The following is a 26,062-nucleotide window of genomic DNA, read 5'->3' on the forward strand; positions in this document are numbered from 1 at the left end:
GATTTTGTGTAAGGTGCCGGCCCCCCCCCCCCCCCCCCCGCTCCCACAGGGGTTGGGCGGCGGTCACAAAATCCGGGCGTGACCTCAATCAAATGTGGGAGCGGGCTTGCTCGCGATGGCGGTCTGTCTGCCAGCGCATTTGTTGAATGCGCCGGCCTCATCGCGAGCAAGCCCGCTCCCACAGGGGTTGGGCGGCGGTCACAAAATCCGGGCGCGACCTCAATCGAATGTGGGAGCAGGCTTGCTCGCGATGGCGGTTTGTCTGCCAGCGCATTTATTGAATGCGCCGGCCTCATCGCGAGCAAGCCCGCTCCCACAGGAGTTGGGCGGCGGTCACAAAATCCGGGCGTGACCTCAATCGAATGTGGGAGCGGGCTTGCTCGCGATGGCGGTTTGTCTGCCAGCGCATTTGTTGAATGCGCCGGCCTCATCGCGAGCAAGCCCGCTCCCACAGGAGTTGGGCGGCGATCACAAAATCCGGGCGTGACCTCAATCGAATGTGGGAGCGGGCTTGCTCGCGATTACGGAGTGTCAGCCACCAGCATTTTTGACTGTGCCACCGTCATCGCCAGCAGGCTGGCTCCCACAGGGGGGCGGTGGGTATGAAGTCTGTCGTGATCATCGGTGCCGGGCCGGCCGGGATTCGTGCGGCGCAGACGTTGGTGGCGCATGGTGTGCGCCCGATCCTGCTGGACGAAGCCGCACGCGGCGGCGGGCAGATTTATCGGCGTCAGCCGGTGAATTTCAAACGCTCGGCGGTCAAGCTGTATGGCTTCGAAGCGCGCAAGGCGAACGCGTTGCATCAAACGATTGATGAGTTGCGCGAGCAACTCGATTACCGTCCCGACACCCTGGTGTGGAACGCCGAAGACGGTGCACTCGACACCTTGCACGAGGGTCGCGCCGCACGACTGGAATTCTCTCGGGTGATCGTCGCCACGGGCGCCACCGACCGGGTTTTGCCGGTGCCGGGCTGGACGTTGCCAGGTGTCTATAGCCTCGGCGCCGCGCAGATCGCCCTGAAATTCCAGGGCTGCGCCATCGGTGAACGGGTGGTGTTCGCCGGCAGCGGCCCCTTGCTGTACCTGGTCGCGTATCAATACGCCAAGGCCGGTGCGAAGGTGGTGGCGGTACTCGACAGTTCACCGTTCAGCGCTCAGGCCCGCGCCCTGCCCGGCCTGCTGTCGCAACCGGCGACATTGGCCAAAGGCATTTACTACCGCAGCTGGCTGACCGCTCACGGCATCCCGGTGCATCAAGGCGCAACCTTGAAACGCATCAACGGCGAACAACGGGTGCAGTCGCTGAACTGGTCCAACTCCAGCGGCAAACATACGCTGGACTGTAATGCAGTGGCCTTCGCCCACGGTCTGCGCAGCGAAACCCAACTCGCTGATTTGCTCGGCTGCGCATTCGCCTGGAACCCGCTCAACCGCGCCTGGCTGCCGCAACGCGACAGCGCCGGTCGCAGCAGCGTCGCCGAAGTTTATCTGGCGGGTGACGGTGCCGGCATCATGGGCGCCGACGCGGCGGAAATCGCCGGCGAACGGGCTGCCCTCGCCTTGCTCGAAGACAACGATTACCCGATCGCGCCGCAGCGTGGCGTGCAATTGGAGCAGGCACTTGGACGGATCGATACCTTTCGACATGGCCTGGAACGCGCTTTCGTATTCCCGGAAAACTGGGCGACCGATACCGCTGACGACGTGATGATCTGCCGCTGCGAAGAAGTGCGCGCCGGTGACATCCGCGAAGTGGTGCGTGAAGGCCATTGGGAAATCAATCGGGTCAAGGCCCATTGCCGGGTCGGCATGGGCCGCTGCCAGGGTCGGATGTGTGGTGCCGCGGCCGCGGAAATCATCGCCTGCGAAAGTCAGCGGGCGGTGTCCGACATCGGTCGACTGCGGGCGCAGGCGCCAATCAAACCGTTGCCGTTTGGTCTGGAGATCGAGCCATGATCGAAGTCGATGCAGTGATCATTGGCGGCGGCATTGTCGGTGCTTCCGCCGCGCTGTTTCTGAGCCAGGCGGGTCGTCGCGTGGCGCTGCTGGAGCGGGATTTTTGTGGCTCGCATTCCAGCGGCGTGAACTATGGCGGCGTGCGCCGTCAGGGTCGGCCGCTGTCGCAACTGCCGCTGTCGCAACGGGCCCACGAGATCTGGGGCCAGTTGCCGCAGTTGATCGGCATCGACGGCGAGTACCAGCGCAGCGGCCACTTGAAACTGGCGCGCAGCCTCAACGACCTGCGTGCATTACAGGACTACGCCGCCAGCAGTCAGGGCTTTGGCCTCGATTTGCAAGTGCTCGAACGCAGTGAGTTACGCGCGCGTTTTCCGTGGGTCGGCGAGGTGGCGGTCGGCGCTTCATTTTGTCCGGATGACGGCCACGCCAACCCGCGCCTGGTATCTCCGGCATTTGCCCGTGCAGCCCGACACCATGGCGCGCAGGTCCATGAACAATGCGCGGTGGGCGCGGTGGAGCACGACGGCCAGCGCTTTCGCGTCAGCACTCAAAGCGGTCTCGAACTGCGGGCCCCCTGGGTATTGAACTGCGCGGGCGCGTGGGCGGGAAAACTGGCCGGGCAATTCGGTGAACCCGTGCCGATGCACGCCGGCCACCCCGCGATGCTGGTCACCGAGCCGTTGCCGTGGGTGATGAACGCGAGCACCGGTGTCGAGGGCGGTGGCATCTATGCGCGCCAGGTCGCGCGCGGCAATTGTGTGTTGGGCGGCGGTCAGGGTTTTGCCCTCGACGACGCCCGCGCCCGCCCCGGTCAGCACGCCGTGATCGAGATCCTGCGCCAGGCCGTCGAGCTCTACCCGTTTCTTGAAGGCGCCCAGGCGATTCGTACCTGGAGCGGCACCGAAGGTTACTTGCCCGATCGCCAGCCGGTGATCGGTCACAGTGGCACTCAACCCGGTCTGTTGCATGCGTTCGGCTTTGCCGGCGCAGGTTTTCAGATCGGTCCTGCGGTGGGCCAGGCGCTCGCCGAGATCATCTGCAGCGGCGCCTCAACCACGTCGCTGGATGCGTTTTCCATCACCCGGTTTCACTCCATCTCCGTTGCTTGATAGAGGAAGGTCGCGCCAATGAATAACGTCAAACGCACTGCACTGCTCGGACTTTCGTGCCTGAGCGCCCTGCTCACGGTCACCCAGGCCCAGGCCGAGCCGACGCTTTACCTCGGCATGAACGGCGGGACCATGGAGCGCTCTACGCCGACAAGGTGCTGCCGGTTTTCGAGAAAGCCAACAACGTCAAAGTGGTGATTGTGCCCGGCACCTCTGCCGATATCCTGGCCAAGGTCCAGGCCAGCAAAGGCAACCCGCAGATGCACGTGATGTTCCTCGACGACGGCATCATGTACCGCGCCATCGCCATGGGCCTGTGCGACAAACTCGAGGACAGCCCGACCCTGGCGCAGATTCCGGCCAAGGGCCGCATCAAGGACCAGGCCGTGGCAGTCAGCCTCGGCGTCACAGGTCTGGCGTACAACACGCGACTGTTCAAGGAAAAAGGCTGGGCTGCGCCGACCTCGTGGATGGACATGGCCGACCCGCGCTTCAAGGACAAACTGGTGTTTCAGTCGATGGCCTCTTCGACCTTCGGCCTGCACGGTTTCCTGATGTTCAACCGGATTCAGGGCGGCAGCGAAACCGACGTCGAACCGGGGTTCAAGGCCTGGCCGAACACCATCGGGCGCAACGTGCTGGAATACATTCCAAGCTCGGCGAAGATTTCCGAAATGCTCCAGACCGACGAAGCGGCGCTGTTCCCGCTGACGCCGACTCAGGTGACGGCCCTGAAACTCAAAGGCATGCCGGTCGAGTACGCACAACCGAAAGAAGGCGCGGTGGTACTCAACGTCGCCGAATGTGCCATCGCCAACAACACCCAACCGGAACTGGCGCAGAAACTCGCCGCGTTTCTGCTGACTCCCGAGGCGCAAGCCGCCGCGCTTGAAGATGGCGATCAGATCCCGTCCAACCCGAACACCCCGACCACCGACAAGACGCGCGGTCAGGTCGAGGCGATGAAGCAGTACCTGCAAACGGCTATTGCAATCGACTGGGACCAGGTCAACGAACAGCGCCCGGCGTGGAATGCGCGGTGGAATCGCAGTATCGAGCGGTAGTTCACTGACCGATCAAACGCAACAAAACCCTGTGGGAGCGGCGGTGCGACGATTCGACTCGCTCGCGAAAGCGGTGTGTCAGCCACATCATTACCGACTGACACACCGCCTTCGCGAGCAAGCCCGCTCCCACAGGTTTCGCGTTAACACCCCACCTCCAGCACCACACTGGCCAGTTGCTTCCCGCACTTGTCTACACAACTGGCAGCAAATTTCCGGTATTGGTTACACTACGCCGCCGCAGCTCGGGGAGCCTGCCTGACGATAACGGGGTGATGCCAGTGGCCGTTCGACCGCCTGACCGTTCGCGATTCACACCACGCTGGCCCGCGCTGCGCCGTCTCTTCGGCAAGGTCTCGATCGCCTCCGCCAGTCATTCCGCGACGGGACGCGCCGTCCACGACTACTTTCGCCACAAGGCCCATTCCCAGGGTTACACACTCAGCCATAGCCAACAGCGCGTGATCGACTGCATGGCGCAGCACGCTACAGCGCTGCTTGGCCCGTCGGCGAAACCACTGCCGGGTTTTTACCTGCATGGCGCCGTCGGTCGGGGCAAGAGCTGGTTGCTCGACGGCTTTTTCCAGGCGCTGCCGATCGCGGAAAAACAGCGCCTGCACTTTCATGAATTTTTCGCCCGACTGCACCAGGGCATGTTCAGCCATCGCGACCATCCTGATGCGCTGACGACGACGCTGGACGAACTGCTGAGCGATTGCCGGGTGCTGTGCTTCGACGAGTTTCACGTCCATGACATCGGCGATGCAATGCTCATTGCGCGGCTGTTCAAGGCCCTGTTCCGCCGCGGCATCCTGCTGCTGGTCACGTCGAATTACCCGCCCGAAGGCTTGCTGCCAAACCCGCTCTACCACGCGCGTTTCAAACCGGTGATCGACCTGATCAACGCCCGCATGCAAGTGATGGAAGTCGGCGGCCCTCATGATTACCGCAGCCAGGCGAGAACCCACGCCCAGCAACTGTTTACCCAGGGCCACTATGTATGGCCAGCCACCGTGGCGCAGCGTCAGGCATTGAACCTGCCCGAACCCGACGCGCCAACCATCGCGCTGCCCGTCGGCACCCGGCATCTTCCTGCCCGCTACTGCGAAGGACGAACCATCGGCTTCACCTTCGCCGACCTGTGCGACCACCCCACTGCTGTCATGGATTACCTGGAACTGTGCCGGCGATTCGATCACTGGATCATCGACAAACTGCCCAACCTCGCCGACTGCTCGATCGCCGCACAGCAGCGCTTCATCAATCTGGTGGACGTTTTGTACGACCAGGACAAGCACCTGATCCTGCTGGGCCAGCGGTCGTTAAGCGAGAACCTGGGCGGCGATGCCATTGATCTGGCGCGCACTCGCAGCCGGTTGGGGCAGTTGGTGGAGGTCCGGGAGTCGGTCTGACCACAAGGGTGGCGGCGCGACACCTGCCGCCATCGCGAGCAAGCCCGCTCCCACATTTGACCTGTGTACGCAGGACCAATGTGGGAGCGGGCTTGCTCGCGATCGCGGTCTGACAGTCACCAGAGTTTTCCCGCTATCATGTCGCCCTTTTTCAGGCCCCCGCGCCCTACCCTCGATCAATAGCGAATCTGTTCATGGATACCCTTGCGCAACTGCGCGCCGGCCTGCTGGCTGGCTCCACTCGCCTGGACCTGGCCGCAGGCCTGACGGAGTTCCCACGGGAAATCCTCGACCTGGCGGACTCGCTCGAGGTGCTCAACCTCAGCGGCAACGCCTTGAGCAGCCTGCCGGACGACTTTCACCGCCTGACCCGTTTGCGCGTGTTGTTCTGCGACCGCAACCATTTCAGCGAACTGCCCGCCTGCCTTGGCCAGTGCGCCGCCCTGACCATGCTCGGGTTCAAGTCCAACCGCATCGAAACCGTTCCGGGCGCTGCGCTGCCACCGCTGTTGCGCTGGCTGATCCTCACTGACAACCGCATCAGCGAACTGCCCACCGAACTGGGTGAGCGCCCGCACCTGCAAAAACTGATGCTGGCCGGTAACCGTCTGCAGCGCTTGCCCGAGAGCCTGAGCAATTGCCATCGCCTGGAGCTGACCCGCATCGCCGCCAACCAGTTGACCGAACTGCCGGAATGGCTGCTGACCCTGCCAAGCCTGACCTGGCTGGCCTACGCCGGTAATCCGCTGGAAACAGAGGCGGATGCGGCCGCGCTCGAGGCCACGCCGACGATCCCCTGGTCACAGCTCAGTCTGGAACAACAATTGGGCGAAGGCGCTTCCGGGGTCATTCATCAGGCGTTGTGGAAGCAGGCAACGCCGGTCGCGGTCAAACTCTACAAGGGCGAAATGACCAGCGATGGCTCGCCGCTGCACGAAATGAATGCCTGCATGACCGCCGGCCTTCACCCTAACCTGATCCGGGTCGAAGGACGGATCATCGAGCACCCGCAGGCGCAGGCCGGGCTGGTCATGGAGCTGATCGAACCGAGTTATCGCAACCTCGCCGGGTTGCCGAGCCTGGCGTCCTGCAGCCGTGATGTCTACGCCAGCGACACCCGTTTCAGCGCTGGCGTGGCCTTGCGAATTGCCTGTGGCATCGCGTCGGTGGCCGAGCATCTGCACCGTCAGGGCATCACCCACGGCGACCTCTATGGCCACAACATTCTGTGGAACGAGCACGGTGATTGCCTGTTGGGGGACTTTGGCGCAGCGTCTTTCCACTCGACGCAGGACAGCCTTGAAAGCCGCGCATTGCAACGGATCGAGGTGCGTGCGTTTGGCGTTCTATTGGGGGAATTGCTGGAGCGGATCGACTCGGGGTTGAGCGATGAGGGGCGTGTGTATCTGGAGGATTTGCAGCAGCGCTGCTGTCAGCCGGATGTGCTGGCGCGGCCGGGGTTCAGCGAGATTGTGCGGGAGTTGGACAGCCGGTGACCGCTGCGCGGTCATTCGCGAGCAAGCCCGCTCCCACAGGGGTTCTATGTCGGTCACACGTTATGCGTACGACACAAAACCAATGTGGGAGCGGGCTTGCTCGCGAAGACGGTCAGTCAATCGACAGAACCGTCAATGACACAATGATTTAACCCGCCAACCCGACAAACATGTCCTGCACATCATCGTGGTTATCGAGGCCTTCAAGGAAGGCTTCGACCTCAGCCATCTGCTCGTCGCTCAGGCCGCTGACCGGGTTCTTCGGCTTGTAACCCAGCTTCGCCGACAACACGGTGAAACCCTGCTCAGGCAGGGCTTTCTGTACCGAATCCAGGTCGGTCGCTTCGGTGATGAACAGCGTGGCGCCGTCCTCGGCCGGTTCGAAATCCTGTGCGCCCGCTTCGATAGCGGCCATTTCCGGATCGGCATCCGGGCTGTCCGGGGACGCCTCGATCATGCCCACATGGTCGAAGTCCCAGGCAACGGAACCGGACGCACCCAATTGGCCCTTGCGGAACGCGACGCGGATTTCCGCGACGGTGCGGTTGATGTTGTCGGTCACGCATTCAACGATCAGCGGCACTTGGTGCGGCGCGAACCCTTCGTAGGTCACGCGATGATATTGCACGGTTTCGCCGAGCTGGCCGGAGCCTTTCTTGATCGCACGTTCCAGGGTTTCGCGGGGCATCGAAGCCTTTTTCGCCTGTTCGACCACCAGACGCAGGTGTGCGTTGGTGGCGGTATCGGCACCGTTGCGCGCAGCGATGGTGATTTCTTTCACCAGTTTGCCGAAGATCTTGCCCTTGGCATTGGCTGCCGCTTCTTTGTGTTTAACCTTCCACTGTGCGCCCATTACTCACTCTCACTCACTTATCTGTGGCGCCGAGACATCTATTGGCCGACGCTTTGTGCAAGTTTATACGGCCTAAAGTTGGCAATCGACCAAAAAATCCATCCTGTCGAATCGACATCTTCACCGTGAGTTGTAGGGCGATTCTGAAACGTCGCTTTGCGGTGACCATAAGGAGCCACGGTTTCGTACCCTCTGCGCCCGTACTCCCTGGCAGAAGCGCGCTCGATGCACAACGACAAGGAAAGTCCCTTCACCCTGACCCTGCTGAACGGCAATTTGAGTTTGCAGGTGGTGCAGTTCAATGGCCTTGAAGCCCTCAACCAGCCTTACCGATTCGACATCGAGGTGATCAGCCTGGCGCCGGCCATGAGCCTGGATCGCCTGCTGCAACAACCGGTGTTCCTCAGCCTGGCGCAAGGCCGGGGCGTTCACGGCATCATCCACTGCGCCACCCGCGAACATCGCGACCTGCACCGGGTCGGCTACAGGCTGGCGTTGGTGCCCTGGCTGCAAAACCTCGATCGACAGCGTTCACGCCGAGTGTTTCATCAGCTCGATGTGCCCACCATCCTGCGCCGGTTGCTCGAAGAAAACGGGCTGCCTGAAGACAGCTACCGCTTTGAACTGCCGAACGGGCGCTATCCCGCCAAGCCGCTGTGCATTCAGTTTGATGAAACGGACCTGGCCTTTCTGCAACGACTCTGCGAAGAAGAAGGCATTCACTATCACTTCGAACATCAGCGCGACGGCCATGTGCTGGTGCTGGCGGACGACAGCCTCAGTTTCCCTCAAGAACCGCTGCTCATGCCGTTTCACGGCGATGAGGCTGCTGCCGTAAACGGGCCGGTGATCAATGAGTTGTTCCAGCGCCACACCTCGCCCCCACTCACCACGCGCCCTTCCCCACAACCGCTCGAGCGCGACCAGCTCAGCCGCCGGACACTGGAACGCCTGCGCTGCCGCCATGGGCAGATGCAGGGTCAAAGCAATCAGAGCGCATTGCACAGCGGACGCATCGTACAAGTGTCGGAACATCCGCTACCGAATTTCAACGATCAATGGCTACTGACCGAAATCCGACATCAGGGTCGGCAGCCGTCGATTCTCGAGCGCAACGTAACCGACGGGGTGCAGCGTTACAGCAATCAGTTCACCGCCATTCCATGGTCAACGGTATTCCGGCCCGCACTCACACAGGCCAGACCCAACATTCCGGGTTTTCAGTCGGCCCGGGTGCTGGGCCCGCTCGGCCAGCCTGCAGAGCTGGATGAGCAAGGCCGGATAAAAGTCAGGTTATGGCCAACCCCGCAGACTGAGGAGGACGAGTCCAGCGGATTCTGGCTGCCGGTGGTCGTCGTTGCCCCGGATGGCCGGATCGATCCGTCCAGGCTGCCGGTCGCCGGAGCCGACGTGCTCATCAGTTTTCTCGACAGCGATCCGGACCGCCCCGTGTTGTACGCCACCGCGAGCAGCCCGCCAGCGCCTCACCCCGCGCCGCAACCCAAGGGTGATGACCGCCTGCTGTTTGACTGGCTGGTGAACCGGAAAACCTGATCAGCCTTTGTCCGCCTTGCCGGCCGCCGCCGCGAATTTCGCCAGACGGACATCCAGATGCCGTGGCCGGCGCCCGTGATCCTCGGCGCGCTCCTTGCGGCGGATGGCGTTGCGCACCATCAGCGAGCCCAGGTAACGAATCGGCTCCGGCGGAAAGAAGCCCAAAGGACCGTTGACCAGCGGCGAACGGGTCCAGGCGTTGTCCAGCCCCTGGACCATCGAAGCGAGAATCTGCCCGCCCATATGGCACGGTCCGACGCCGCTGCCGGAATAACCGAACCCGTAAAATACATTACCGTGGGCACTCATCTGGCCGAAGAACGGCAGCCCCGTGACCGAGCGATCCGACGGACCGTTCCAGGTAGCCTCGACCTTGACCTCGGCAAACGCCGGAAAGAACTCGCCCAGGCTGTGCTTCAACAAACCGGCATAGGGCGACGGCTGATCGAACACCGGCAGCATCCGCCCACCGTAGGCGAACGTGTTGCCGCCCTTGCCGAGCATGATCCGGCCGTCCGGGGTGTTGTGGTAGTAGTGCACGAAAATTCGCGAATCGAGCACCGTGACGCCGCTGGTCAAGCCGATTTCGTCGAGCAGATCCGGCCGTGGTTCGGTGATCAGCATGTCGCTGGAGACAATCGCCACACTGCGTTCGAACTGCGGGAATGCGCGGGCCATCCACGCGTTCATCGCCAATACGACCCGATCTGCGCGGACAGTGCCGTTGGGGGTATGAATGCCCGCGGGCTTGCCCTCCTCCAGTCCGGTCATCGCCGTGTTTTCATAAATCCTCACACCCGACTGCAACGCAACCCGGCGCAAACCGCGCACGAGTTTGCCTGGCTGCACGCTCGCAGCGGCCGGTGAAAACCAGCCTTCCAGGTGTTTGCTTGAGCCGGCCATGCGTTGTACATCCGCGACCGGCCGTTGAGTGAAAGAGTTGATACCGTTGCGTTCGAGCGCCGCGATCACCGCGTCGGTCGAACCGCATTGCGCACGGTTGGTCGCGGTGTAGAGCGTGCCGTCGAGGCGGTAATCGGCGTCCACGCCGTACTGTTCGCAGAAGGTGCCGATCGCGTAGATGCTGCGCTCGGACTCCTTGACCAGACGCACTGCCTCTTCGACGCCGAACAACCTTTCCAGGGTGAAATACTTGGCCGACCACGACAGTGCACAACCGCCGTTGCGGCCACTGGCGCCGGCCCCGCAGATGTCCGCCTCGATCAGCAACACGTCCAGTTCAGGGTTCTGCTCCTTGAGCATGATCGCGGTCCACAACCCGGTGTAGCCACCACCGACGATGCACACATCGGCGCGGGTGTCGCCCACCAAGGGTTCGCACGGCGCGCACGACTCGGCCGCCAGCGCCTGTTCCAGCCAGAAAGGTCTCATCGGTATTTCCTCAGGTACGCAGGGGTTTCACGCTCATCGGCCGGTCAGGCACGAACGCACTTTGGGCCTGCAGGCCCGCCGGGCGGCTGTTCCAGTAAGGGATCAGCACCAGCGCGGAGAACAACGCGCAGCCGGCGAAGATAATGAACACGGTGACCGAGTCGAAGTAGCCCGGCAGCAAGCCGCCGAGAATCGCCCCGACCGAGCCGCAACCGTTGACGAAGCCTGCCGACGTTGCGCCGGCCTTGGCGGTGCCGAAATCGATGGCCGCCGCGCCGCTGATCATCGAGTCCGGCCCGTACAGGGTCAGGCCCATGACGAACAACAACGCCACCACCAGCATCACACTGCCGGTGTGCAGCGCGCCCATGAACAACGCCAGGGAAACAGTCAGCGCCAACAGACTGAGCACGCAGGCCGGCATGCGCCGGGCGCCGAACAATTTGTCCGAGGCCAGCCCCAGCAGGATCGGCCCAAGCAGCCCGGCCAGTTCGAATGCTGTCGGGATGATCGCCGCACCGACTTTACCCACCGTCGGCATCTGCTCGAAAACGATGACCGGGCCCCACAGCAAAATCGCGTAGCGCGCCGGTTTCAGCAGGAAATACGCGAGCCCGAGAATCAGCACCGTGCGGTTGCGCAGGATTTCCTTCAGCGGTTCCAGCACGCTGATCTTGCTTTGAGCGTACGCCTCATCGGCGGTCAGCTCGGGCTCGGGCTCCACCGCTGGCAAGCCGACGTCTTCGGGTTTGTTGCGTTGAAAAATAAAAAACAGCACGGCGACCAGCCCAACCACCGCCGCACTGGAAATGAACGCCGCATGCCAGCTGCCGATGAGCGTGTACGCCCACCAACCGGCAAACGGCGAAGCCACGAGTCCGCCAAAGGCATAGCAGGAACTCCATAAACCGAGCACCCGCCCGCGCTGTTCGGCGGGGAAGAAACTGCCGATGTTCTTGCACAACCCCGACCATCCGGTGGACTGGGCCAGGCCTTGTATCAGCATGCACGTGGCGAAAATCGGTAACGTGGCAAAGCTGCCCATCACCAGCGCCGCGGCGGCGGAAATGAGCAACCCGCCAAGTACCACGACCCGCGGGCCAAAGCGGTCGGCAAGGATGCCCCAGATGAATTGTCCGAGGGCGTAAGCGGCGAGGTAGATGGCATCGAGGTTGGCCATGGCCATTTTGTCGAGGGTGAACGTGGGGTCTTCGGCGATCCCCAGTTTGGCCACGGAAAACGCTTTGCGGGTGAAGTAGAAAGCGGCATAAGCGAGCCAGGTGATCGCGAAGATCTGCACGCGCCAACGCTTGATGGTGCCGATGTGCTTGTTCATTGTGGTTCTGACCTCAGGGTGTGAGTGTGCCGGCAGAAATTGAGAAATAACGCCTGTCTTTTTATTGTTGAGCACTGCGATATCGCTGCGTCACTGAGGCGATACCGGTCAGATGAGTCCTGCAGTTGCACGCACAGGCTCATGGTCACGGAGGCTGTTCGACTGACCAGTCACCGCGACTGAGGCCGATAAAAACAATTACTGATTAATAAGTGAAATCGATTTATCGTATTTCCAATATAAGCTCAGCTTGTTATTGGAGGTTTCGATGTCGGTTTCCCACGCCCAGCTCAAAGCCTTCCACGCCGTGGCTGTACACGGAAGCTTCACCAAAGCCGGCGAGCGGCTTTTCCTCACGCAACCGGCGATTTCCGACCAGGTGCGCAAACTTGAGGAACGCTTCGGTGTTTTGCTGTTCCACCGCAACAAACGTTCGGTGCGCCTGACCGATCTGGGCGAACGCTTGCTCGGCATCACCCAGCGGCTGTTTGTCATTGAGGCCGAGGCGCAGGAGCTGCTGCAGGACTCCCAGGCGTTGCAGACCGGCAGCCTGATTCTGGCGGTGGATGCGCCGGTGCACGTGCTGCCGCAGATCGCGCGGTTCTGCGAGCGCTACCCCGGCATCAGCGTGAAAATCGAAACCGGCAACACTGATGAATCGCTGTTTCGGCTGTTCAACTATCAGGCTGACCTGGCGTTGCTCGGGCGTGAGGTCAGCGATGAACGATTGATCTCGGTAGCGCTGCGTAACGACCCGATGGTGGCGTTTGTTTCGCGCAATCATCCGTGGGCTGACCGCGAGTCGATCTGCCTCGCGGACCTCGACGACACGCCGCTGGTGCTGCGGGAAATCGGCTCGGTGACGCGCCAGACGCTGGAGGAGGAAATGGCCGGCGCCGGGTTCCGGATTCGCCCGGCGATTCAGGTTGAAGGCCGGGAAGCGGCGCGTGAGGCGGTGGTCGTGGGGATTGGGGTGGGCGTGGTCTCGGCTGCGGAGTTCGGTGCGGATTCGCGGGTGTGTGCATTGCCGATTACCGATTGCACACGGCGGCTGACGGAGACGCTGGTGTGCTTGCGCGAGCAGAGTTCGCGGCGGGTGGTGGCGACGTTTCTGGAGATGGTGCGCGAGAGTCTTGTGTAGGCAGGTCCGGCCCCTTCGCGAGCAAGCCCGCTCCCACATTTGACCGAGTCGTTCCAGGCGACTCGGTCAAATGTGGGAGCGGGCTTGCTCGCGAAGGCCGCACCTCGGTCTATCGGCCGGGTGCCAACTCGAAAAACGCCTGAATCAAACGCAAATCCCGCCGCCGCTCCATGCACCCGATCATGTGTCGATTCACCAATCCCTCACCAATAATCGGCACTGCCGCCACCCGTGGGTCATGGCTGACTTCCACCGATGACACCACCCCCACCCCCAACTCTGCCGCGACGGCCTCGGTCACCGCCTCACGACTGTCCAGTTCCAGTAACACCCGCGGATTGACCTTCGCCTGAGCACACGCCTCATCAAACGTGCGTCGGGTAATCGAACTCGGTTCGCGCAACACCATGATCACCTGATCCAGCTCCTTGAGCGGCACCCCCTTCGAACGGTGCGCCCAAGGATGACTATCCGGCACCAGCGCACAAATCCGCGACTCGCTCAGTGCCAGCAAATGCACCCCCTTTCGCGGCTCGACCTCGGTCAGCACCGCCACGTCGGCATGCTCCGACAACAACGCCGCGAGGGTTTCCTGGGCATTGCCCAGGCGCAGGTTCACGGTGATCCCCGGATACCGCGCCCGCAGGCTGGCCAGCATCGGCATGACCATGTGCGGCCCGTCCGCCGCCACCTCCAGACGCCCGGTGAGCAACTGCCGATTGGCCTCCAGCATCACTTGCGCTTCTTCGGCCAGACCGAACATCGCTCGTGTGATCGCGGCGAGTTTGGTGCCCTCCTCCGTCAGCTCCACCCGTCGTGCCGTTCGCCGCAGCAAGGTGATCTGGTAGTGCTCCTCCAACGCCTTGATGTGTCCGGTGACCGCCGGCTGGCTGATGAACAGCCGCGCGGCGGCACGGGTGAAGCTGCCCTCGCGGGCCACCGCATCGAACGCGCGGAGCTGGAACAGGTTCATGAATAACCCTCACTGATGGCTGGCATAACAACAAACAATTTGATTGATAGCACGGCAAATTGCAATTTAGGCCCCGTAGCTTCATCCCATCGATTGCGAGGACACGAGAATGAGTACTGTCGAACCCATCCTGCTCACCCCCGGCCCGTTGACTACTTCGGCCCGCACCCGCCAGGCGATGATGGTCGACTGGGGTTCATGGGATGACCGCTTCAATCAACTGACCGCCAGCCTTTGCGAGCAATTGCTGGCGATCATCAACGGCGGCGACAGTCACCACTGCGTGCCCCTGCAAGGCAGCGGCACCTTCGCGGTCGAAGCGGCCATCGGCACGCTGGTGCCTCGCGACGGCAAAGTCCTGGTGCTGATCAACGGCGCCTACGGCAAACGCCTGGCAAAAATCTGCGAAGTGCTCGGTCGCTCCTTCAGCACGTTCGAAACTGCCGAAGACGAACCGACCACCGCCGCCGACGTGGACCGCCTGCTGCGGGCCGACGCCAGCATCACCCACGTTGCGCTGATTCACTGCGAAACCAGCACCGGCATCCTCAACCCGCTGCCGGAAATCGCCCAGGTCATTGCGCAACACGGCAAACGCCTGATCATCGATGCCATGAGTTCTTTCGGCGCGCTGCCGGTGGATGCGCAACAAGTGCCGTTCGACGCGCTGATTGCGGCCTCGGGCAAATGCCTGGAAGGCGTACCGGGGATGGGTTTCGTCTTCGCTCGCAAAGAATCGCTGGCGAACGCCGCGGGTAATTCGCACTCCCTGGCGATGGACCTTTTTGACCAGCACACCTACATGGCCAAGACCGGTCAGTGGCGCTTCACCCCGCCGACCCACGTGGTCGCGGCGCTGCACGAAGCCCTGCTGCAATACAACGAAGAAGGCGGTTTGCCGGCGCGGCATCAGCGCTACGCCGACAACTGCAAAGTGTTGCTCGATGACATGGCCAAACTGGGTTTGCGCAGCTTCCTGCCCGCCGCGATCCAGGCGCCGATCATCGTCACTTTCCACGCACCGAAAGACCCGCGCTACCAGTTCAAGGCGTTCTACGAACGCGTCAAGGCCAAGGGTTTCATCCTCTACCCCGGCAAATTGACCCAGGTCGAAACCTTCCGCGTCGGCTGCATCGGCCACGTCAACCAGGCCGAGATGCACGCGGCCGTGGCGGCGATTGCCGAAGTGCTGCGCGAGATGGAAGTGTTAGAGATCTAAACCACACCGGTTTCCCCTGTGGGAGCGGCGGTGCGACGATTCGACTTGCTCGCGAATGCGGACTGACATTCAACATAAATGTCGCTCGCTGCACCGCCTTCGCGAGCAAGTCGAATCGTCGCACCGCCGCTCCCACCAAAAGCAGCTCCTCATTAATCAGTTGCCACAGGATTTGATCACCATGAACTACACAAACCCAACCAAACTCCAGGCCGCCATCCTCGACTGGGCCGGCACCGTAGTCGACTTCGGCTCGTTCGCCCCTACGCAGATTTTTGTCGAGGCCTTCGCCGAATTCGACGTCCAGGTGTCCATCGAAGAAGCCCGTGGCCCGATGGGCATGGGCAAGTGGGATCACATCCGCACCCTGTGCGATCAGCCGGCCGTCGCCGAACGTTATCGCAAGGCCTTCGGTCGCACGCCGACCGACGATGACGTCACCGCCATTTATCAGCGTTTCATGCCACTGCAGATCGAGAAAATCGCCGAGCATTCGGCGCTGATTCCCGGCGCGCTGGACACCATCGCCAACCTGCGTGCACAAGGAATCAAAATCGGCTCCTGCTCCGGCTACCCGAAACAGGTCATGGACAAAGTGGTCGAACTGGCTGCCACCAACGGCTACGTCGCCGACCATGTGGTCGCCACAGACGAAGTGCCCAACGGCCGCCCATGGCCGGCTCAGGCGCTGGCCAACGTCATCGCCCTGGGCATCGACGATGTCGCCGCGTGTGTGAAGATCGACGACACCGTGCCGGGCATTCTCGAAGGCCGGCGCGCCGGTATGTGGACCGTGGCGCTGATCTGCTCGGGCAACGCGCTGGGCCTGGACTATGAAGGTTATCGCGCCCTCGGCAGCGATCAACTGGCCAGCGAGCGCAAGCGCATCCACGCATTATTCGAAGGCTCGCGCCCGCACTACATGATCGACACCATCACCGATTTGCCGGAAGTGATCGCCGACATCAACCAGCGTCTGGCCAAGGGTGAAATGCCGCAGACCTGCTGATCCCCCGCCTCCCCCTGTAGGAGCCGGCTTGCTGGCGATAGCGGTGGGTCAGCCCACATAAAGGTTGCTGACACACCGCTATCGCCAGCAAGCCGGCTCCTACAAGGGGAATTGTGTTTTTTGCTCAATCACCTGACTTAGAGCATTGAACCGCCAATGGTTTGAGGCAAACCTTGCGAAACAGGCTTACAGTTAAAGCACACCGTCGACCAAGAACGGTGGCTCGACCCGACCTGTGAGGAACGCCGAATGCCCTGGAAAAACTCCGATTCACGCTACAGCACCGTGTCGATCACGCTGCACTGGTTGATGCTGGTCCTGCTGGCGCTGGTGTACGCCTGCATCGAATTTCGCGGGATCTTCCCAAAGGGTAGTGGCGGCCGAACGCTGATCACCGAGTCGCACTTCATGCTGGGGCTCACGGTATTCGTGCTGGTCTGGTTCCGGTTGTTCGCCCGCAGCCTTGGCCCGGCGCCGCAGATATTCCCCGCCTCACCGCACTGGCAAACCACCCTCGCCAGGTTGATGCACTGGGCGCTCTACATTTTCATGATCGCGATGCCGATCCTGGGTTGGCTGGTCACCAGCGCCAAGGGTCATCAGGTGATGTTCTATGGTTTTGATTTGCCGCTGCTGGTCTCGGAGGACAAGGCGCTGGCCAGGCAGATCGAAGGCTGGCATGTGCTCGGCGGCACCATCGGCTACTGGCTGATCGGCCTGCACGCCGTGGCGGGGATTTATCATCACTATGTGGTGGGCGATAACACCTTGTTGCGGATGATGCCCAAACGGGTTAGCCGCAATACCTGAACGTGTGGGAGCGGGCTTGCCCGCTCCCACATTAGTCTGCGGCGTCCTTCAGGTTTTTGGACAGAACCCGCGGCGGCCCTGCAAGCCGCCGGTGTGGATGAAGATCAGGCGCGTGCCTTTTTCGAGTCTTCCCGCTTCGACGTGCTGCTTGAGCGCCAGTAATGCTTTGCCGGTGTACAGCGGTTCGAGAGGAATGCCGCTGGCCTGTTCGGTTTGCGCGATGAACTCCAGCAACAGCGGATCGACTTTGGCAAAGCCGCCCCGGCTGGCCTCAAACAATTCATAGACCGGATCGCGCAAGCCTGCTTCTTGCACAATAGATTCGACCTGCTGCGCCACACCATGGTCGTCAGGCACGGCCAACGCGCCGTAAACCGGATGTTCCCCCGCTTCGGCCAGCACCAGGCCGGCCAGCGTGGTGCCGGTTCCACAGGCCAGCCACCAGCCGTCGAAACCGCTCCACCCCAGCCCCTTCAGTTGCTCGCTGACCATTGTTTTCAACGGCATGCAGCCCTTTGCGCCGGGTAATCCGCCGCCACCTTCGGGCACCGGAAGCAGATCGGGATACTGCGCCCGCCAGGGTTCCCAAAAACCCGCTTCGTGCCGCGCGCGATAGCCGCCATAACCCAGCCAGTGCAACTGCATGCCAAAGGCCTGCAAGTCGTTCACTGTCGGCGTGTCTTGCGGATGACCGCGCAGCAAACCCACCGTTTTGAACCCGAAGCGTTTGCCGGCGGCCGCCAGTGCATGCAGATGATTGGAGTGAGCACCGCCCAGGCTGATGATGCCTTTGGCACCGGCAAGGTCAGCGGCTTTGAGGTGTTCGATGAGCTTGAACCATTTGTTGCCACTGATCAGCGGGTCGATCTGGTCCAGGCGCAGGATGGCGACTTCTATGCTTGATCGGGTTAGCCAGTCAAGATGAAGGGGTTCGAGCGGGACTTGGGGTAGCCAGTCACTGGAAGGGAGAAGCATCGATGCCGGCTCTGGGTAAAGAGCCGGCATCTTAACAGCAGACCTGTGGCGAGGGGGCTTGCCCCCGTTGGGCTGCGCAGCAGCCCCATACCCATACGACACGGTTTTCCAGAATCACCGAGGCGAATGGGTTTACGACGGCTGCGCCGCCGAACGGGGGCAAGCCCCCTCGCCACAGGGATTGCGTGATTACAACTGCGCAGCCAACCGCGAACCCTGATTGATCGCCCGCTTCGCGTCCAGCTCCGCCGCCACGTCCGCGCCGCCAATCAAGTGCACGTTCTGCCCCGCCGCGACCAACCCGTCCTGCAACTCGCGCAACGGATCCTGCCCGGCGCAGATCACGATGTTGTCCACCGCCAGCACTTGCGGTTCGCCGGTTTCACCAATGCGGATGTGCAAGCCTTCGTCATCGATCTTCAGGTATTCGACGCTGTTGAGCATCTGCACCTGCTTGTTCTTCAGACCGGTGCGGTGAATCCAGCCAGTGGTCTTGCCCAGGCCGTCGCCGACCTTGGTTTTCTTGCGTTGCAGCAGGAACACTTCGCGGGCCGGTGCATGCACTTCGGCCTTGACGCCGGCCACACCGCCGCGTGCTTCCAGATGCGTGTCGATACCCCATTCTTTCCAGAAGGCTTCGCGATCCAGGCTGGTGGCCACGCCTTGATGCACCAGGAACTCCGACACGTCAAAACCGATACCGCCCGCGCCGATCACTGCAACACGTTTGCCGACCGGTTTGCGCTCAAGGATGACATCCAGGTAGCTCAGCACCTTGGCGTTCTCGACGCCCGGAATCGCCGGTGTACGAGGCGCGATACCCGTAGCGAGGATGATTTCGTCGTAACCGCCTTCCACCAGTTTCGCCACGTCGACGCGGGTATTCAGGCACAGCTCGACGTTGGTGATTTGCAGTTTGCGGTTGAAGTAACGCAGGGTTTCAAAGAACTCTTCCTTGCCCGGCACGCGCTTGGCGATGTTGAACTGGCCGCCGATTTCGCTGGCCGAATCGAACAGCGTCACTTGATGGCCACGTTCGGCGGCCACGGTGGCAGCCGACAGACCCGCAGGGCCGGCACCGACCACAGCGATCTTCTTGATCTGCTGCACCGGCAGGTAATTGAGTTCGGTCTCATGGCAGGCCCGCGGGTTCACCAGGCAAGTGGTCAACTTGCCGCCAAACGTGTGATCGAGGCAGGCCTGGTTGCAACCGATGCAGGTGTTGATTTCATCGGCACGACCGGCAGCGGCCTTGTTGACGAAGTCAGGGTCGGCGAGGAACGGCCGCGCCATGGAGACCATGTCGGCATCGCCTTCGGCGAGAATCTGCTCGGCGACTTCCGGGGTGTTGATGCGGTTGGTGGTGATCAGCGGAATGCTCACCGAGCCGCGCAGCTTGGCGGTGACTTTGCTGAATGCCCCGCGCGGCACTTTGGTGGCGATGGTCGGAATCCGCGCTTCGTGCCAGCCGATACCGGTGTTGATGATGGTTGCACCGGCCTGCTCGATGGCCTTGGCCAGCGTCACGATTTCTTCCCAGGTGCTGCCGCCCTCCACCAGGTCGAGCATCGACAGGCGGAAAATAATGATGAAGTTCGGACCGACCGCTTCACGTACACGGCGGACGATTTCCACCGGCAGGCGCATGCGGTTTTCGTAACTGCCGCCCCAACGGTCCGTGCGGTGGTTGGTATGGGCCGCGAGGAACTGGTTAATGAAATAACCTTCGGACCCCATGATCTCGACACCGTCGTACTCGGCTTTTTGCGCCAGGGTCGAGCAGGTAACGAAATCGTTGATCTGCTTCTCGATGCCTTCTTCGTCCAGCTCCTTGGGCTTGAACGGGTTGATCGGCGCCTGAATGGCGCTCGGCGCAACCTGTTTCGGGCTGTAGGCATAACGACCGGCATGAAGAATCTGCATGCAGATCTTGCCGCCCGCCTCGTGCACCGCGCGGGTCACGATCTGGTGTTTGAGCGCTTCTTCTTCAGTGGTCAGCTTGGCCGCGCCGGAATACACCCCCCCTTCGTCGTTCGGGCCGATACCACCCGTCACCATCAGGCCGACACCGCCACGGGCACGCTCGGCGAAGTAGGCAGCCATGCGTTCGAAGCCGCCGGGCTTTTCCTCAAGACCGGTGTGCATCGAGCCCATCAGGGTGCGGTTGCGCAGCGTGGTAAAACCCAGGTCCAGCGGGGCCAACAGGTGCGGGTAATGAGCGGCGGTCATCGGTAACTCCACAACGAGCGATCACGGAAAAAGTGTGGGCGCTCTTTGGCGCCCCTCTGTCATGTGCAACAGACTATGAGCACTCCCCCGGCCGCTCAATGACCGAAACTGACAACTTAATGATCCAAACGAGCAGAACCCAGGCCTCACCCATTGGCGCAACTGCGCAGCCGTGAACTCCAGATTGCTCAAGGCAGGCAGGTTCTCCCCCAGTCGCCCGACCTGGCCGCGCAGGTCAGTGAGTTCCGGCTGGAAATTCGTATACCATATCTCCAACTCAATCGAACGACTGCCGCCGTGAACCTACCCAAATTCAATGCTCCAGACCTGGGCAATGCGCCTTCGACCTCGGAAATCATTACCCGCCACCTGCGTGACGCCATCGTTGCCGGGCATTTCGCCGAGGACGAGCCTATCCGCCAGGACGATATCGCCCGGCAATTCAACGTCAGCAAGATCCCGGTGCGTGAGGCTCTCAAGCGACTGGAGGCCGAAGGCCTGGTGATGTTCCAGCGCAATCGCGGGGCAATGGTCACGCGGGTGTCCGATGCCGAACTGGCACAAATGTTCGAAGTGCGCATGTTGCTCGAAGACAAAGTCCTGCGCCTGGCCATTCCCAACATGACCGAAGACACCTTCGCCCGCGCCGAACGCATCTGCCAGGAGTTCGTCGGCGAAGATGACGTGGGCCGCTGGGCCGAGCTCAACTGGGAACTGCACGCCTGCCTCTACGAGCCGGCGCAACGTCCATTTCTGGTGAGCCTGATCCGTTCGGTCAATGACAAGCTGGAACGCTACTTGCGCATGCAAATGAGCCTTTCCGCCGGCAAGGAGCGCGCCGATCACGAACACCGGGAGATCCTCGAAGCCTGCCGTGCCGGTGACGTCGATCGGGCGGTGAAGCTGCTGGACGAACACATCGCCGGGGTCTGCAAAACCCTGTTCGAGCACCTGCCCCACCACCACTGACAAACTGCGACACTGTGCCGATTTCGTCATGGGCGCTGGATAAAACCCTCAAGCCTGCAAGCCCTCACGCGGGCCACTCTTGCGTTCACTCATCTGAACGGACGTGGCCCTGTCATGAAACGCATCACCGTGATCGACTCCCACACCGGCGGCGAACCGACCCGCCTGGTGACCGCCGGCTTTCCTGATCTGGGCACCGGTAGCATGGCCGAACGCCGGCAGCGCCTGGCAGAACAGCATGACCACTGGCGCGCTGCGTGTGTGCTCGAACCGCGGGGCAGCGATGTGCTGGTCGGCGCACTGCTGTGCGAACCCGTCGACCCTGCGGCCTGCGCCGGGGTGATCTTCTTCAACAACACCGGTTACCTCGGCATGTGCGGCCACGGCACCATCGGCCTGGTGGCGTCGTTGGCGCACCTGGGCAAGATCGCTCCGGGCGTGCATAGCATCGAAACACCGGTGGGTACGGTGCAGGCGACCTTGCACGACGACTACTCCGTCAGCGTGCGCAACGTGCCGGCCTACCGTTATCGCAAAGCCGTGGCATTGCAGGTGCCGGGGATCGGCGAGGTGGTCGGCGATATTGCCTGGGGCGGCAACTGGTTTTTCCTGATCGCCGAGCATGGCCTGCGCGTCGCCAGCGACAACCTTGATGCGTTGACCGCTTACACCTTCGCCGTGCAGCAGGCACTGGACGTTCAGGGGATACATGGCGAAGACGGCGGGTTGATCGACCACGTCGAGCTGTTCGCCGAGGATGAGCACGCCGACAGCCGCAACTTTGTGCTCTGCCCCGGCAAAGCCTACGACCGTTCGCCCTGCGGCACCGGCACCAGTGCAAAACTGGCGTGCCTGGCGGCCGACGACAAATTGCAGCCGGGACAGATCTGGCGTCAGGCCAGCGTGATCGGCAGCGAGTTCGAAGGCTCCTACGAACAACACGGTGAGCGCATCGTACCGACGATTCGTGGCCGTGCCTTCATCAGCGCCGAGGCCAGCCTGATCATCGAACAGGACGACCCGTTCGCCTGGGGCATTCGCCCATGAGCCAAGGCCTGGTGGCCGATGTGATCGTGATCGGTGCCGGCATCATCGGCGCCGCTTGCGCTCAGGCCTTGGCGCGGCGTGGCTTGCGCGTGCTGGTGCTGGACGCTGGCCTGCATGGCGCAACGGCCGCTGGCATGGGCCACTTGCTGGTGCTCGATGACAACCCGGCCGAACTGGCCCTGAGCCAATACTCGCTGCAACGCTGGCGCGAACAGGCGCCGCAGCTTCCCGAAGGCTGTGCTTATCGAAACAATGGCACGTTGTGGCTGGCGGCCAATGCCGAGGAAATGGCCGTGGCCGAAAGCAAGTACCTGAACCTTCAAGCCCAGGGCGTTGCCTGCGAGCTGATCACCCGCAACGCTTTGCGTAGCCGTGAACCCGAGTTGCGCGACGGCCTGGAAGGCGGTTTGTTGATCAACGGCGACGGCATTCTCTACGCCCCGGCGACCGCCGACTGGATGCTCGATACTCCCCACATCGAACAACGCCGGGCGCGGGTCAGCGAGGTAGATGGCCACCGCGTGCGACTCGATGACGGCCAGTGGTTGAACGCCGAAGCCGTCATATTGGCCAACGGCATCCAGGCCAACGAACTGTGCCCCGAGTTGCCGATCGAGCCGAAAAAAGGCCACTTGCTGATCACTGACCGCTACCCCGGCAAGGTCACCCACACGCTGGTGGAGCTCGGTTATGTCACCAGCGCCCACAACGCCACCGGGCCATCGACCGCCTGCAACATTCAGCCCCGGCCGACCGGGCAACTGTTCATCGGCGCCTCGCGACAGTTCGGCACCCTCGACCCGCAAGTCGAAGGCTGGATGCTCGCGAAAATGCTCAAGCGTGCCACCGAGTACATGCCAGGCCTGGCTCAGCTCAACGGCATCCGCGCCTGGACCGGTTTTCGCGCCGCCAGCCCCGACGGGCTGCCGTTGGTTGGCCAACACCCTAAACGCAAGGGCCTGTGGCTGGCGGTCGGGCACGAGGGACTTGGAGTCACCACGGCCCCCGGAACGGCCGATTTGCTGGTCGCGCAATTGTTCAACGAGACGCCGCCCCTGGCGGCACAACCCTATCTGCCGCAACGCTTTCTCGGGGAGGCCGTGTATGCCTGACTTGATCCTGGATGGCCGCGCCCTGCGGGTGGCCGAAGGCACAACTGTCGCCGCGGCACTGGCCTTGGCCGGCGACGGTTGCAGTCGCACCTCGGTCAACGGTCAGCGGCGCGCACCGCTGTGCGGCATGGGCATCTGCCAGGAATGCCGGGTGACCATCGACGGCCGCCGCCGACTGGCCTGCCAGACGTTGTGCCAGCACGGCATGCAAGTGCAGACCCGCCCATGAACGAATACGCCGACCTGCTTATCATCGGCGCCGGCCCCGCCGGCATGAGTGCCGCCCTCGCCGCCGCGTCCAGTGGCGCACGCATCATCGTGCTCGACGACAACCCGCTGCCGGGAGGCCAGATCTGGCGCGACGGGCCTCAGGCCTGTCTGCCAAATCAGGCGCGGCAGATGCGCGAGCGCCTGCACGCCCACAGCAATATTCGCCACCACGGCGGCACTCGCGTGATCGCCTGTTGCGGTCCCAGACAATTGCTGGTGGAAGACGCCGACCATGGCTGGTTGATCGGCTACGACAAACTGATTCTGTGCACCGGGGCCCGCGAGTTGCTGTTGCCGTTTCCCGGTTGGACATTGCCGGGGGTGACAGGCGCGGGAGGACTCCAGGCGTTGATCAAGGGCGGTCTGCCGGTGCAGGACGAACGCGTGGTGATCGCCGGCAGCGGGCCCTTGTTACTGGCCAGTGCGGCCACCGCGAAACACAACGGCGCCCACGTGCTGCGAATTGCCGAGCAGGCCTCTTCGATGGCGGTCGCCGGGTTCGCTCTGCAACTGCCCCGCTGGCCCGGCAAGCTGTTGCAATCCTTCACCCTGTTCGACCGCCATTATCGAAGCGGCTCCCACGTAGTGGCCGCCTTGGGTACTGAACGGCTGGAGGGCGTGCGACTGCAGCAACAGGGAAAAATCGTCGAACTGGCCTGTGATCGCCTGGCCTGCGGTTTCGGCCTGATTCCCAATACTCAGCTCGGCCAAGCTTTGGGTTGCGCCCTCGATGGCACGGCGCTCGCAGTCGATGCCTGGCAAGCCACAAGCCAGGCCGATCACTACGCGGCGGGGGAATGTACCGGTTTCGGCGGCAGTGAACTGGCGTTGGTCGAAGGCGCAATCGCCGGGTATGCCGCTGTCGGTGACACCGCAGCAGCACGTCAATTGTGGCCACGTCGGACGCGCTGGCAGGGTTTCGCCAAGGCGTTGAACAGCGCCTTCAGCCTCAACCCGCACCTCAAGTCACTGGCGCAGGCCGACACGCTGGTCTGTCGATGCGAAGACGTGCCCTACGCGGCATTGGCCGGGCACACTGACTGGCGCGCGGCCAAACTGGCGAGTCGCTGCGGCATGGGCGCCTGTCAGGGCCGAGTGTGTGGCGGCGCCTTGCAGTATCTGTTCGACTGGCAACCCTCGGCTCCCCGGCCACCATTCAACCCGGCACGCATCGAAACCCTGATGTGCCTGGACGACACCCCACCCGCGTAAAGACCTGGCCTGGGGTTTCAGGTGCGCTGCCGAGTCTTTATGATCCCGGTAGTTGCCACCAGGCCCCAGCGCTATGTTCCCCTCACTCAATCACTTCAAACCCTGCGACCTGCCGACGCTGCTGAGCTGTCTGCAACCCATCGCGACGCTGCTCGACACCCTGTCGGACGTGGTGTTTTTCATCAAGGACAGCGAGGCGCGCTACGTCTTCGTCAACCAGACTCTGGCCCGGCGCTGCGGCTTCAAACACAGCGAGCAACTGCTCGGGCTGACAGCGGATCGGGTCTTTCCGGAGCGCTTTGGCCCGCTCTACACAGCGCAGGATCGGCGGGTGCTGTCGACCGGCCGCGAACTGGCCGATCAACTGGAATTGCACCTGTATTTCGGCAACCAGCCGGTCTGGTGCCTGACCCACAAGCTCGCATTGCATGACGAACACGGGCAGATCGTCGGCCTGGCCGGTATTTCGCGCGACTTGCAACTGCCCCAGTCCAACCATCCGGCATTCCAGAAACTGGCGGCGGTGGACGCGCACATCCGACGCCATTTCGCCCGCCCCATCAGCCTTGCCGAACTGACGGCCATCGCCGGGTTCTCCGTGGCGCAACTGGAACGCCATTGCAAACGGGTGTTCCAGCTCACGCCACGGCAGATGATCCACAAGTCCCGCCTCGAAGAAGGCTCGCGGCTGTTGCTGGACACGGACCTGCCCATCACCGAAATCGCCCTGCGCTGCGGGTATACCGACCACAGTGCCTTCAGCCGCCAGTTTCGCGCGCTCACCAGTCTGTCGCCCAGCCAGTACCGCGATGGGCGTCGCTGAAATGTTCCTTTAAGGGGCGCCAGGCACTCGCTGTGCTCCCTTCCGTAACACCCTTCCGATCGACGTCATGACGCCGCTGTGCGGCCAATAGCCTTT

The 26,062-nt window shown here is 62.5% G+C and carries 21 protein-coding genes and 1 pseudogene; 16 read left to right on the plus strand and 6 right to left on the minus strand.

Annotation, left to right across the window (positions count from 1 at the left end):
* Positions 1-602 precede the first annotated feature (602 nt).
* The 5 genes and pseudogenes from FBY04_RS27960 to FBY04_RS27980 all read left to right on the plus strand — a co-directional run bounded on the left by FBY04_RS27960 (position 603) and on the right by FBY04_RS27980 (position 7,042).
* Positions 603-1,958, plus strand: coding sequence for an NAD(P)/FAD-dependent oxidoreductase (locus FBY04_RS27960; protein ID WP_145318574.1), 1,356 nt, complete (start codon positions 603-605; stop codon positions 1,956-1,958).
* Positions 1,955-3,070 (plus strand): FAD-binding oxidoreductase, encoded by a 1,116-nt coding sequence (locus FBY04_RS27965; RefSeq protein ID WP_145318577.1) that lies wholly within the window; start codon positions 1,955-1,957, stop codon positions 3,068-3,070. The genes FBY04_RS27960 and FBY04_RS27965 overlap by 4 nt, the downstream gene beginning before the upstream one ends.
* A gap of 18 nt (positions 3,071-3,088) precedes the next feature.
* Positions 3,089-4,134 (plus strand): annotated as a pseudogene (locus tag FBY04_RS27970) (ABC transporter substrate-binding protein).
* A gap of 281 nt (positions 4,135-4,415) precedes the next feature.
* Positions 4,416-5,546 (plus strand): cell division protein ZapE, encoded by a 1,131-nt coding sequence (zapE, locus tag FBY04_RS27975; protein ID WP_145318580.1) that lies wholly within the window; start codon positions 4,416-4,418, stop codon positions 5,544-5,546.
* 194 nt (positions 5,547-5,740) lie between these two features.
* Positions 5,741-7,042: a protein kinase gene (locus tag FBY04_RS27980; protein ID WP_145318583.1), complete on the plus strand. Its 1,302-nt coding sequence runs from the start codon at positions 5,741-5,743 to the stop codon at positions 7,040-7,042.
* Positions 7,043-7,190: 148 nt separating this feature from the next.
* Here the strand turns inward: FBY04_RS27980 and FBY04_RS27985 are convergent, their stop codons facing one another.
* Complete coding sequence (locus FBY04_RS27985; RefSeq protein WP_084319822.1) at positions 7,191-7,895, minus strand: YebC/PmpR family DNA-binding transcriptional regulator; 705 nt, start codon at positions 7,893-7,895, stop codon at positions 7,191-7,193.
* A gap of 225 nt (positions 7,896-8,120) precedes the next feature.
* Between FBY04_RS27985 and FBY04_RS27990 the strand changes: the two genes are divergently transcribed.
* Complete coding sequence (locus FBY04_RS27990) at positions 8,121-9,449, plus strand: type VI secretion system Vgr family protein (RefSeq protein ID WP_145318586.1); 1,329 nt, start codon at positions 8,121-8,123, stop codon at positions 9,447-9,449.
* Here the strand turns inward: FBY04_RS27990 and FBY04_RS27995 are convergent, their stop codons facing one another.
* Complete coding sequence (locus tag FBY04_RS27995; RefSeq protein ID WP_178118337.1) at positions 9,450-10,847, minus strand: FAD-dependent oxidoreductase; 1,398 nt, start codon at positions 10,845-10,847, stop codon at positions 9,450-9,452.
* A 4-nt stretch (positions 10,848-10,851) separates the two neighbouring features.
* Positions 10,852-12,177, minus strand: a complete 1,326-nt coding sequence (locus FBY04_RS28000; RefSeq protein WP_145318592.1) for an MFS transporter — start codon at positions 12,175-12,177, stop codon at positions 10,852-10,854.
* 268 nt (positions 12,178-12,445) lie between these two features.
* Here FBY04_RS28000 and FBY04_RS28005 point away from each other — a divergent pair, with 268 nt between their 5' ends.
* Positions 12,446-13,318, plus strand: coding sequence for a LysR family transcriptional regulator (locus tag FBY04_RS28005; protein WP_084319815.1), 873 nt, complete (start codon positions 12,446-12,448; stop codon positions 13,316-13,318).
* Between the two features lie 109 nt (positions 13,319-13,427).
* On the opposite strand, the gene FBY04_RS28010 is transcribed toward FBY04_RS28005, so the two are convergent.
* Positions 13,428-14,291, minus strand: a complete 864-nt coding sequence (locus FBY04_RS28010; protein ID WP_145318595.1) for a LysR substrate-binding domain-containing protein — start codon at positions 14,289-14,291, stop codon at positions 13,428-13,430.
* Positions 14,292-14,400: 109 nt separating this feature from the next.
* Between FBY04_RS28010 and FBY04_RS28015 the strand changes: the two genes are divergently transcribed.
* The 3 genes from FBY04_RS28015 to FBY04_RS28025 all read left to right on the plus strand — a co-directional run bounded on the left by FBY04_RS28015 (position 14,401) and on the right by FBY04_RS28025 (position 17,329).
* Positions 14,401-15,510 carry a 2-aminoethylphosphonate--pyruvate transaminase gene (locus FBY04_RS28015; protein WP_145318598.1) on the plus strand — a complete coding sequence of 370 codons (1,110 nt, stop codon included), beginning with the start codon at positions 14,401-14,403 and terminating at the stop codon, positions 15,508-15,510.
* 181 nt (positions 15,511-15,691) lie between these two features.
* Complete coding sequence (gene phnX / locus FBY04_RS28020) at positions 15,692-16,519, plus strand: phosphonoacetaldehyde hydrolase (RefSeq protein WP_145318601.1); 828 nt, start codon at positions 15,692-15,694, stop codon at positions 16,517-16,519.
* A gap of 249 nt (positions 16,520-16,768) precedes the next feature.
* On the plus strand, positions 16,769-17,329 hold the full coding sequence (locus tag FBY04_RS28025; RefSeq protein ID WP_145318604.1) for a cytochrome b: 561 nt from the start codon (positions 16,769-16,771) through the stop codon (positions 17,327-17,329).
* 48 nt (positions 17,330-17,377) lie between these two features.
* Here the strand turns inward: FBY04_RS28025 and FBY04_RS28030 are convergent, their stop codons facing one another.
* Both FBY04_RS28030 and FBY04_RS28035 read right to left on the minus strand, forming a co-directional pair.
* Entirely contained in the window at positions 17,378-18,304 is a 927-nt protein-coding gene (locus FBY04_RS28030; protein ID WP_145318607.1) for a 1-aminocyclopropane-1-carboxylate deaminase/D-cysteine desulfhydrase, read from the minus strand.
* Positions 18,305-18,493: 189 nt separating this feature from the next.
* A complete protein-coding gene (locus FBY04_RS28035; protein WP_145318610.1) occupies positions 18,494-20,533 on the minus strand; it encodes an FAD-dependent oxidoreductase in 2,040 nt (679 codons plus the stop codon).
* Between the two features lie 297 nt (positions 20,534-20,830).
* Between FBY04_RS28035 and FBY04_RS28040 the strand changes: the two genes are divergently transcribed.
* The 6 genes from FBY04_RS28040 to FBY04_RS28065 all read left to right on the plus strand — a co-directional run bounded on the left by FBY04_RS28040 (position 20,831) and on the right by FBY04_RS28065 (position 25,966).
* A complete protein-coding gene (locus FBY04_RS28040) occupies positions 20,831-21,502 on the plus strand; it encodes a GntR family transcriptional regulator (RefSeq protein WP_084319966.1) in 672 nt (223 codons plus the stop codon).
* A 114-nt stretch (positions 21,503-21,616) separates the two neighbouring features.
* Positions 21,617-22,549 carry a 4-hydroxyproline epimerase gene (locus FBY04_RS28045; protein WP_145318613.1) on the plus strand — a complete coding sequence of 311 codons (933 nt, stop codon included), beginning with the start codon at positions 21,617-21,619 and terminating at the stop codon, positions 22,547-22,549.
* Positions 22,546-23,661 (plus strand): FAD-binding oxidoreductase, encoded by a 1,116-nt coding sequence (locus tag FBY04_RS28050; protein ID WP_145318616.1) that lies wholly within the window; start codon positions 22,546-22,548, stop codon positions 23,659-23,661. Before FBY04_RS28045 ends, FBY04_RS28050 begins: the two co-directional genes overlap by 4 nt.
* A complete protein-coding gene (locus tag FBY04_RS28055) occupies positions 23,654-23,890 on the plus strand; it encodes a 2Fe-2S iron-sulfur cluster-binding protein (RefSeq protein ID WP_145318619.1) in 237 nt (78 codons plus the stop codon). The genes FBY04_RS28050 and FBY04_RS28055 overlap by 8 nt, the downstream gene beginning before the upstream one ends.
* Complete coding sequence (locus FBY04_RS28060) at positions 23,887-25,143, plus strand: FAD/NAD(P)-binding oxidoreductase (RefSeq protein WP_145318622.1); 1,257 nt, start codon at positions 23,887-23,889, stop codon at positions 25,141-25,143. The genes FBY04_RS28055 and FBY04_RS28060 overlap by 4 nt, the downstream gene beginning before the upstream one ends.
* 73 nt (positions 25,144-25,216) lie before the next feature.
* A complete protein-coding gene (locus FBY04_RS28065; protein WP_084319797.1) occupies positions 25,217-25,966 on the plus strand; it encodes an AraC family transcriptional regulator in 750 nt (249 codons plus the stop codon).
* Positions 25,967-26,062 lie beyond the last annotated feature (96 nt).

The sequence above is a fragment of the Pseudomonas sp. SJZ080 genome (genome assembly GCF_007828295.1).
In the GTDB taxonomy this organism is placed as follows: domain Bacteria; phylum Pseudomonadota; class Gammaproteobacteria; order Pseudomonadales; family Pseudomonadaceae; genus Aquipseudomonas; species Aquipseudomonas migulae_A.

Coding starts and splice junctions, on each gene's coding strand:
- FBY04_RS28050 (WP_145318616.1), top strand. CDS start 22,546: ATGAGCCAAGGCCTGGTGGCCGATGTGATCGTGATCGGTGCCGGCATC.
- phnX (WP_145318601.1), top strand. CDS start 15,692: ATGAACTACACAAACCCAACCAAACTCCAGGCCGCCATCCTCGACTGG.
- FBY04_RS28055 (WP_145318619.1), top strand. CDS start 23,654: ATGCCTGACTTGATCCTGGATGGCCGCGCCCTGCGGGTGGCCGAAGGC.
- FBY04_RS27965 (WP_145318577.1), top strand. CDS start 1,955: ATGATCGAAGTCGATGCAGTGATCATTGGCGGCGGCATTGTCGGTGCT.
- FBY04_RS27960 (WP_145318574.1), top strand. CDS start 603: ATGAAGTCTGTCGTGATCATCGGTGCCGGGCCGGCCGGGATTCGTGCG.
- FBY04_RS28000 (WP_145318592.1), bottom strand. CDS start 12,177: ATGAACAAGCACATCGGCACCATCAAGCGTTGGCGCGTGCAGATCTTC.
- FBY04_RS27990 (WP_145318586.1), top strand. CDS start 8,121: ATGCACAACGACAAGGAAAGTCCCTTCACCCTGACCCTGCTGAACGGC.
- FBY04_RS27985 (WP_084319822.1), bottom strand. CDS start 7,895: ATGGGCGCACAGTGGAAGGTTAAACACAAAGAAGCGGCAGCCAATGCC.
- FBY04_RS28065 (WP_084319797.1), top strand. CDS start 25,217: ATGTTCCCCTCACTCAATCACTTCAAACCCTGCGACCTGCCGACGCTG.
- FBY04_RS28060 (WP_145318622.1), top strand. CDS start 23,887: ATGAACGAATACGCCGACCTGCTTATCATCGGCGCCGGCCCCGCCGGC.
- FBY04_RS27980 (WP_145318583.1), top strand. CDS start 5,741: ATGGATACCCTTGCGCAACTGCGCGCCGGCCTGCTGGCTGGCTCCACT.
- FBY04_RS28005 (WP_084319815.1), top strand. CDS start 12,446: ATGTCGGTTTCCCACGCCCAGCTCAAAGCCTTCCACGCCGTGGCTGTA.
- FBY04_RS28015 (WP_145318598.1), top strand. CDS start 14,401: ATGAGTACTGTCGAACCCATCCTGCTCACCCCCGGCCCGTTGACTACT.
- FBY04_RS28035 (WP_145318610.1), bottom strand. CDS start 20,533: ATGACCGCCGCTCATTACCCGCACCTGTTGGCCCCGCTGGACCTGGGT.
- FBY04_RS28030 (WP_145318607.1), bottom strand. CDS start 18,304: ATGCTTCTCCCTTCCAGTGACTGGCTACCCCAAGTCCCGCTCGAACCC.
- FBY04_RS28045 (WP_145318613.1), top strand. CDS start 21,617: ATGAAACGCATCACCGTGATCGACTCCCACACCGGCGGCGAACCGACC.
- FBY04_RS28025 (WP_145318604.1), top strand. CDS start 16,769: ATGCCCTGGAAAAACTCCGATTCACGCTACAGCACCGTGTCGATCACG.
- FBY04_RS28010 (WP_145318595.1), bottom strand. CDS start 14,291: ATGAACCTGTTCCAGCTCCGCGCGTTCGATGCGGTGGCCCGCGAGGGC.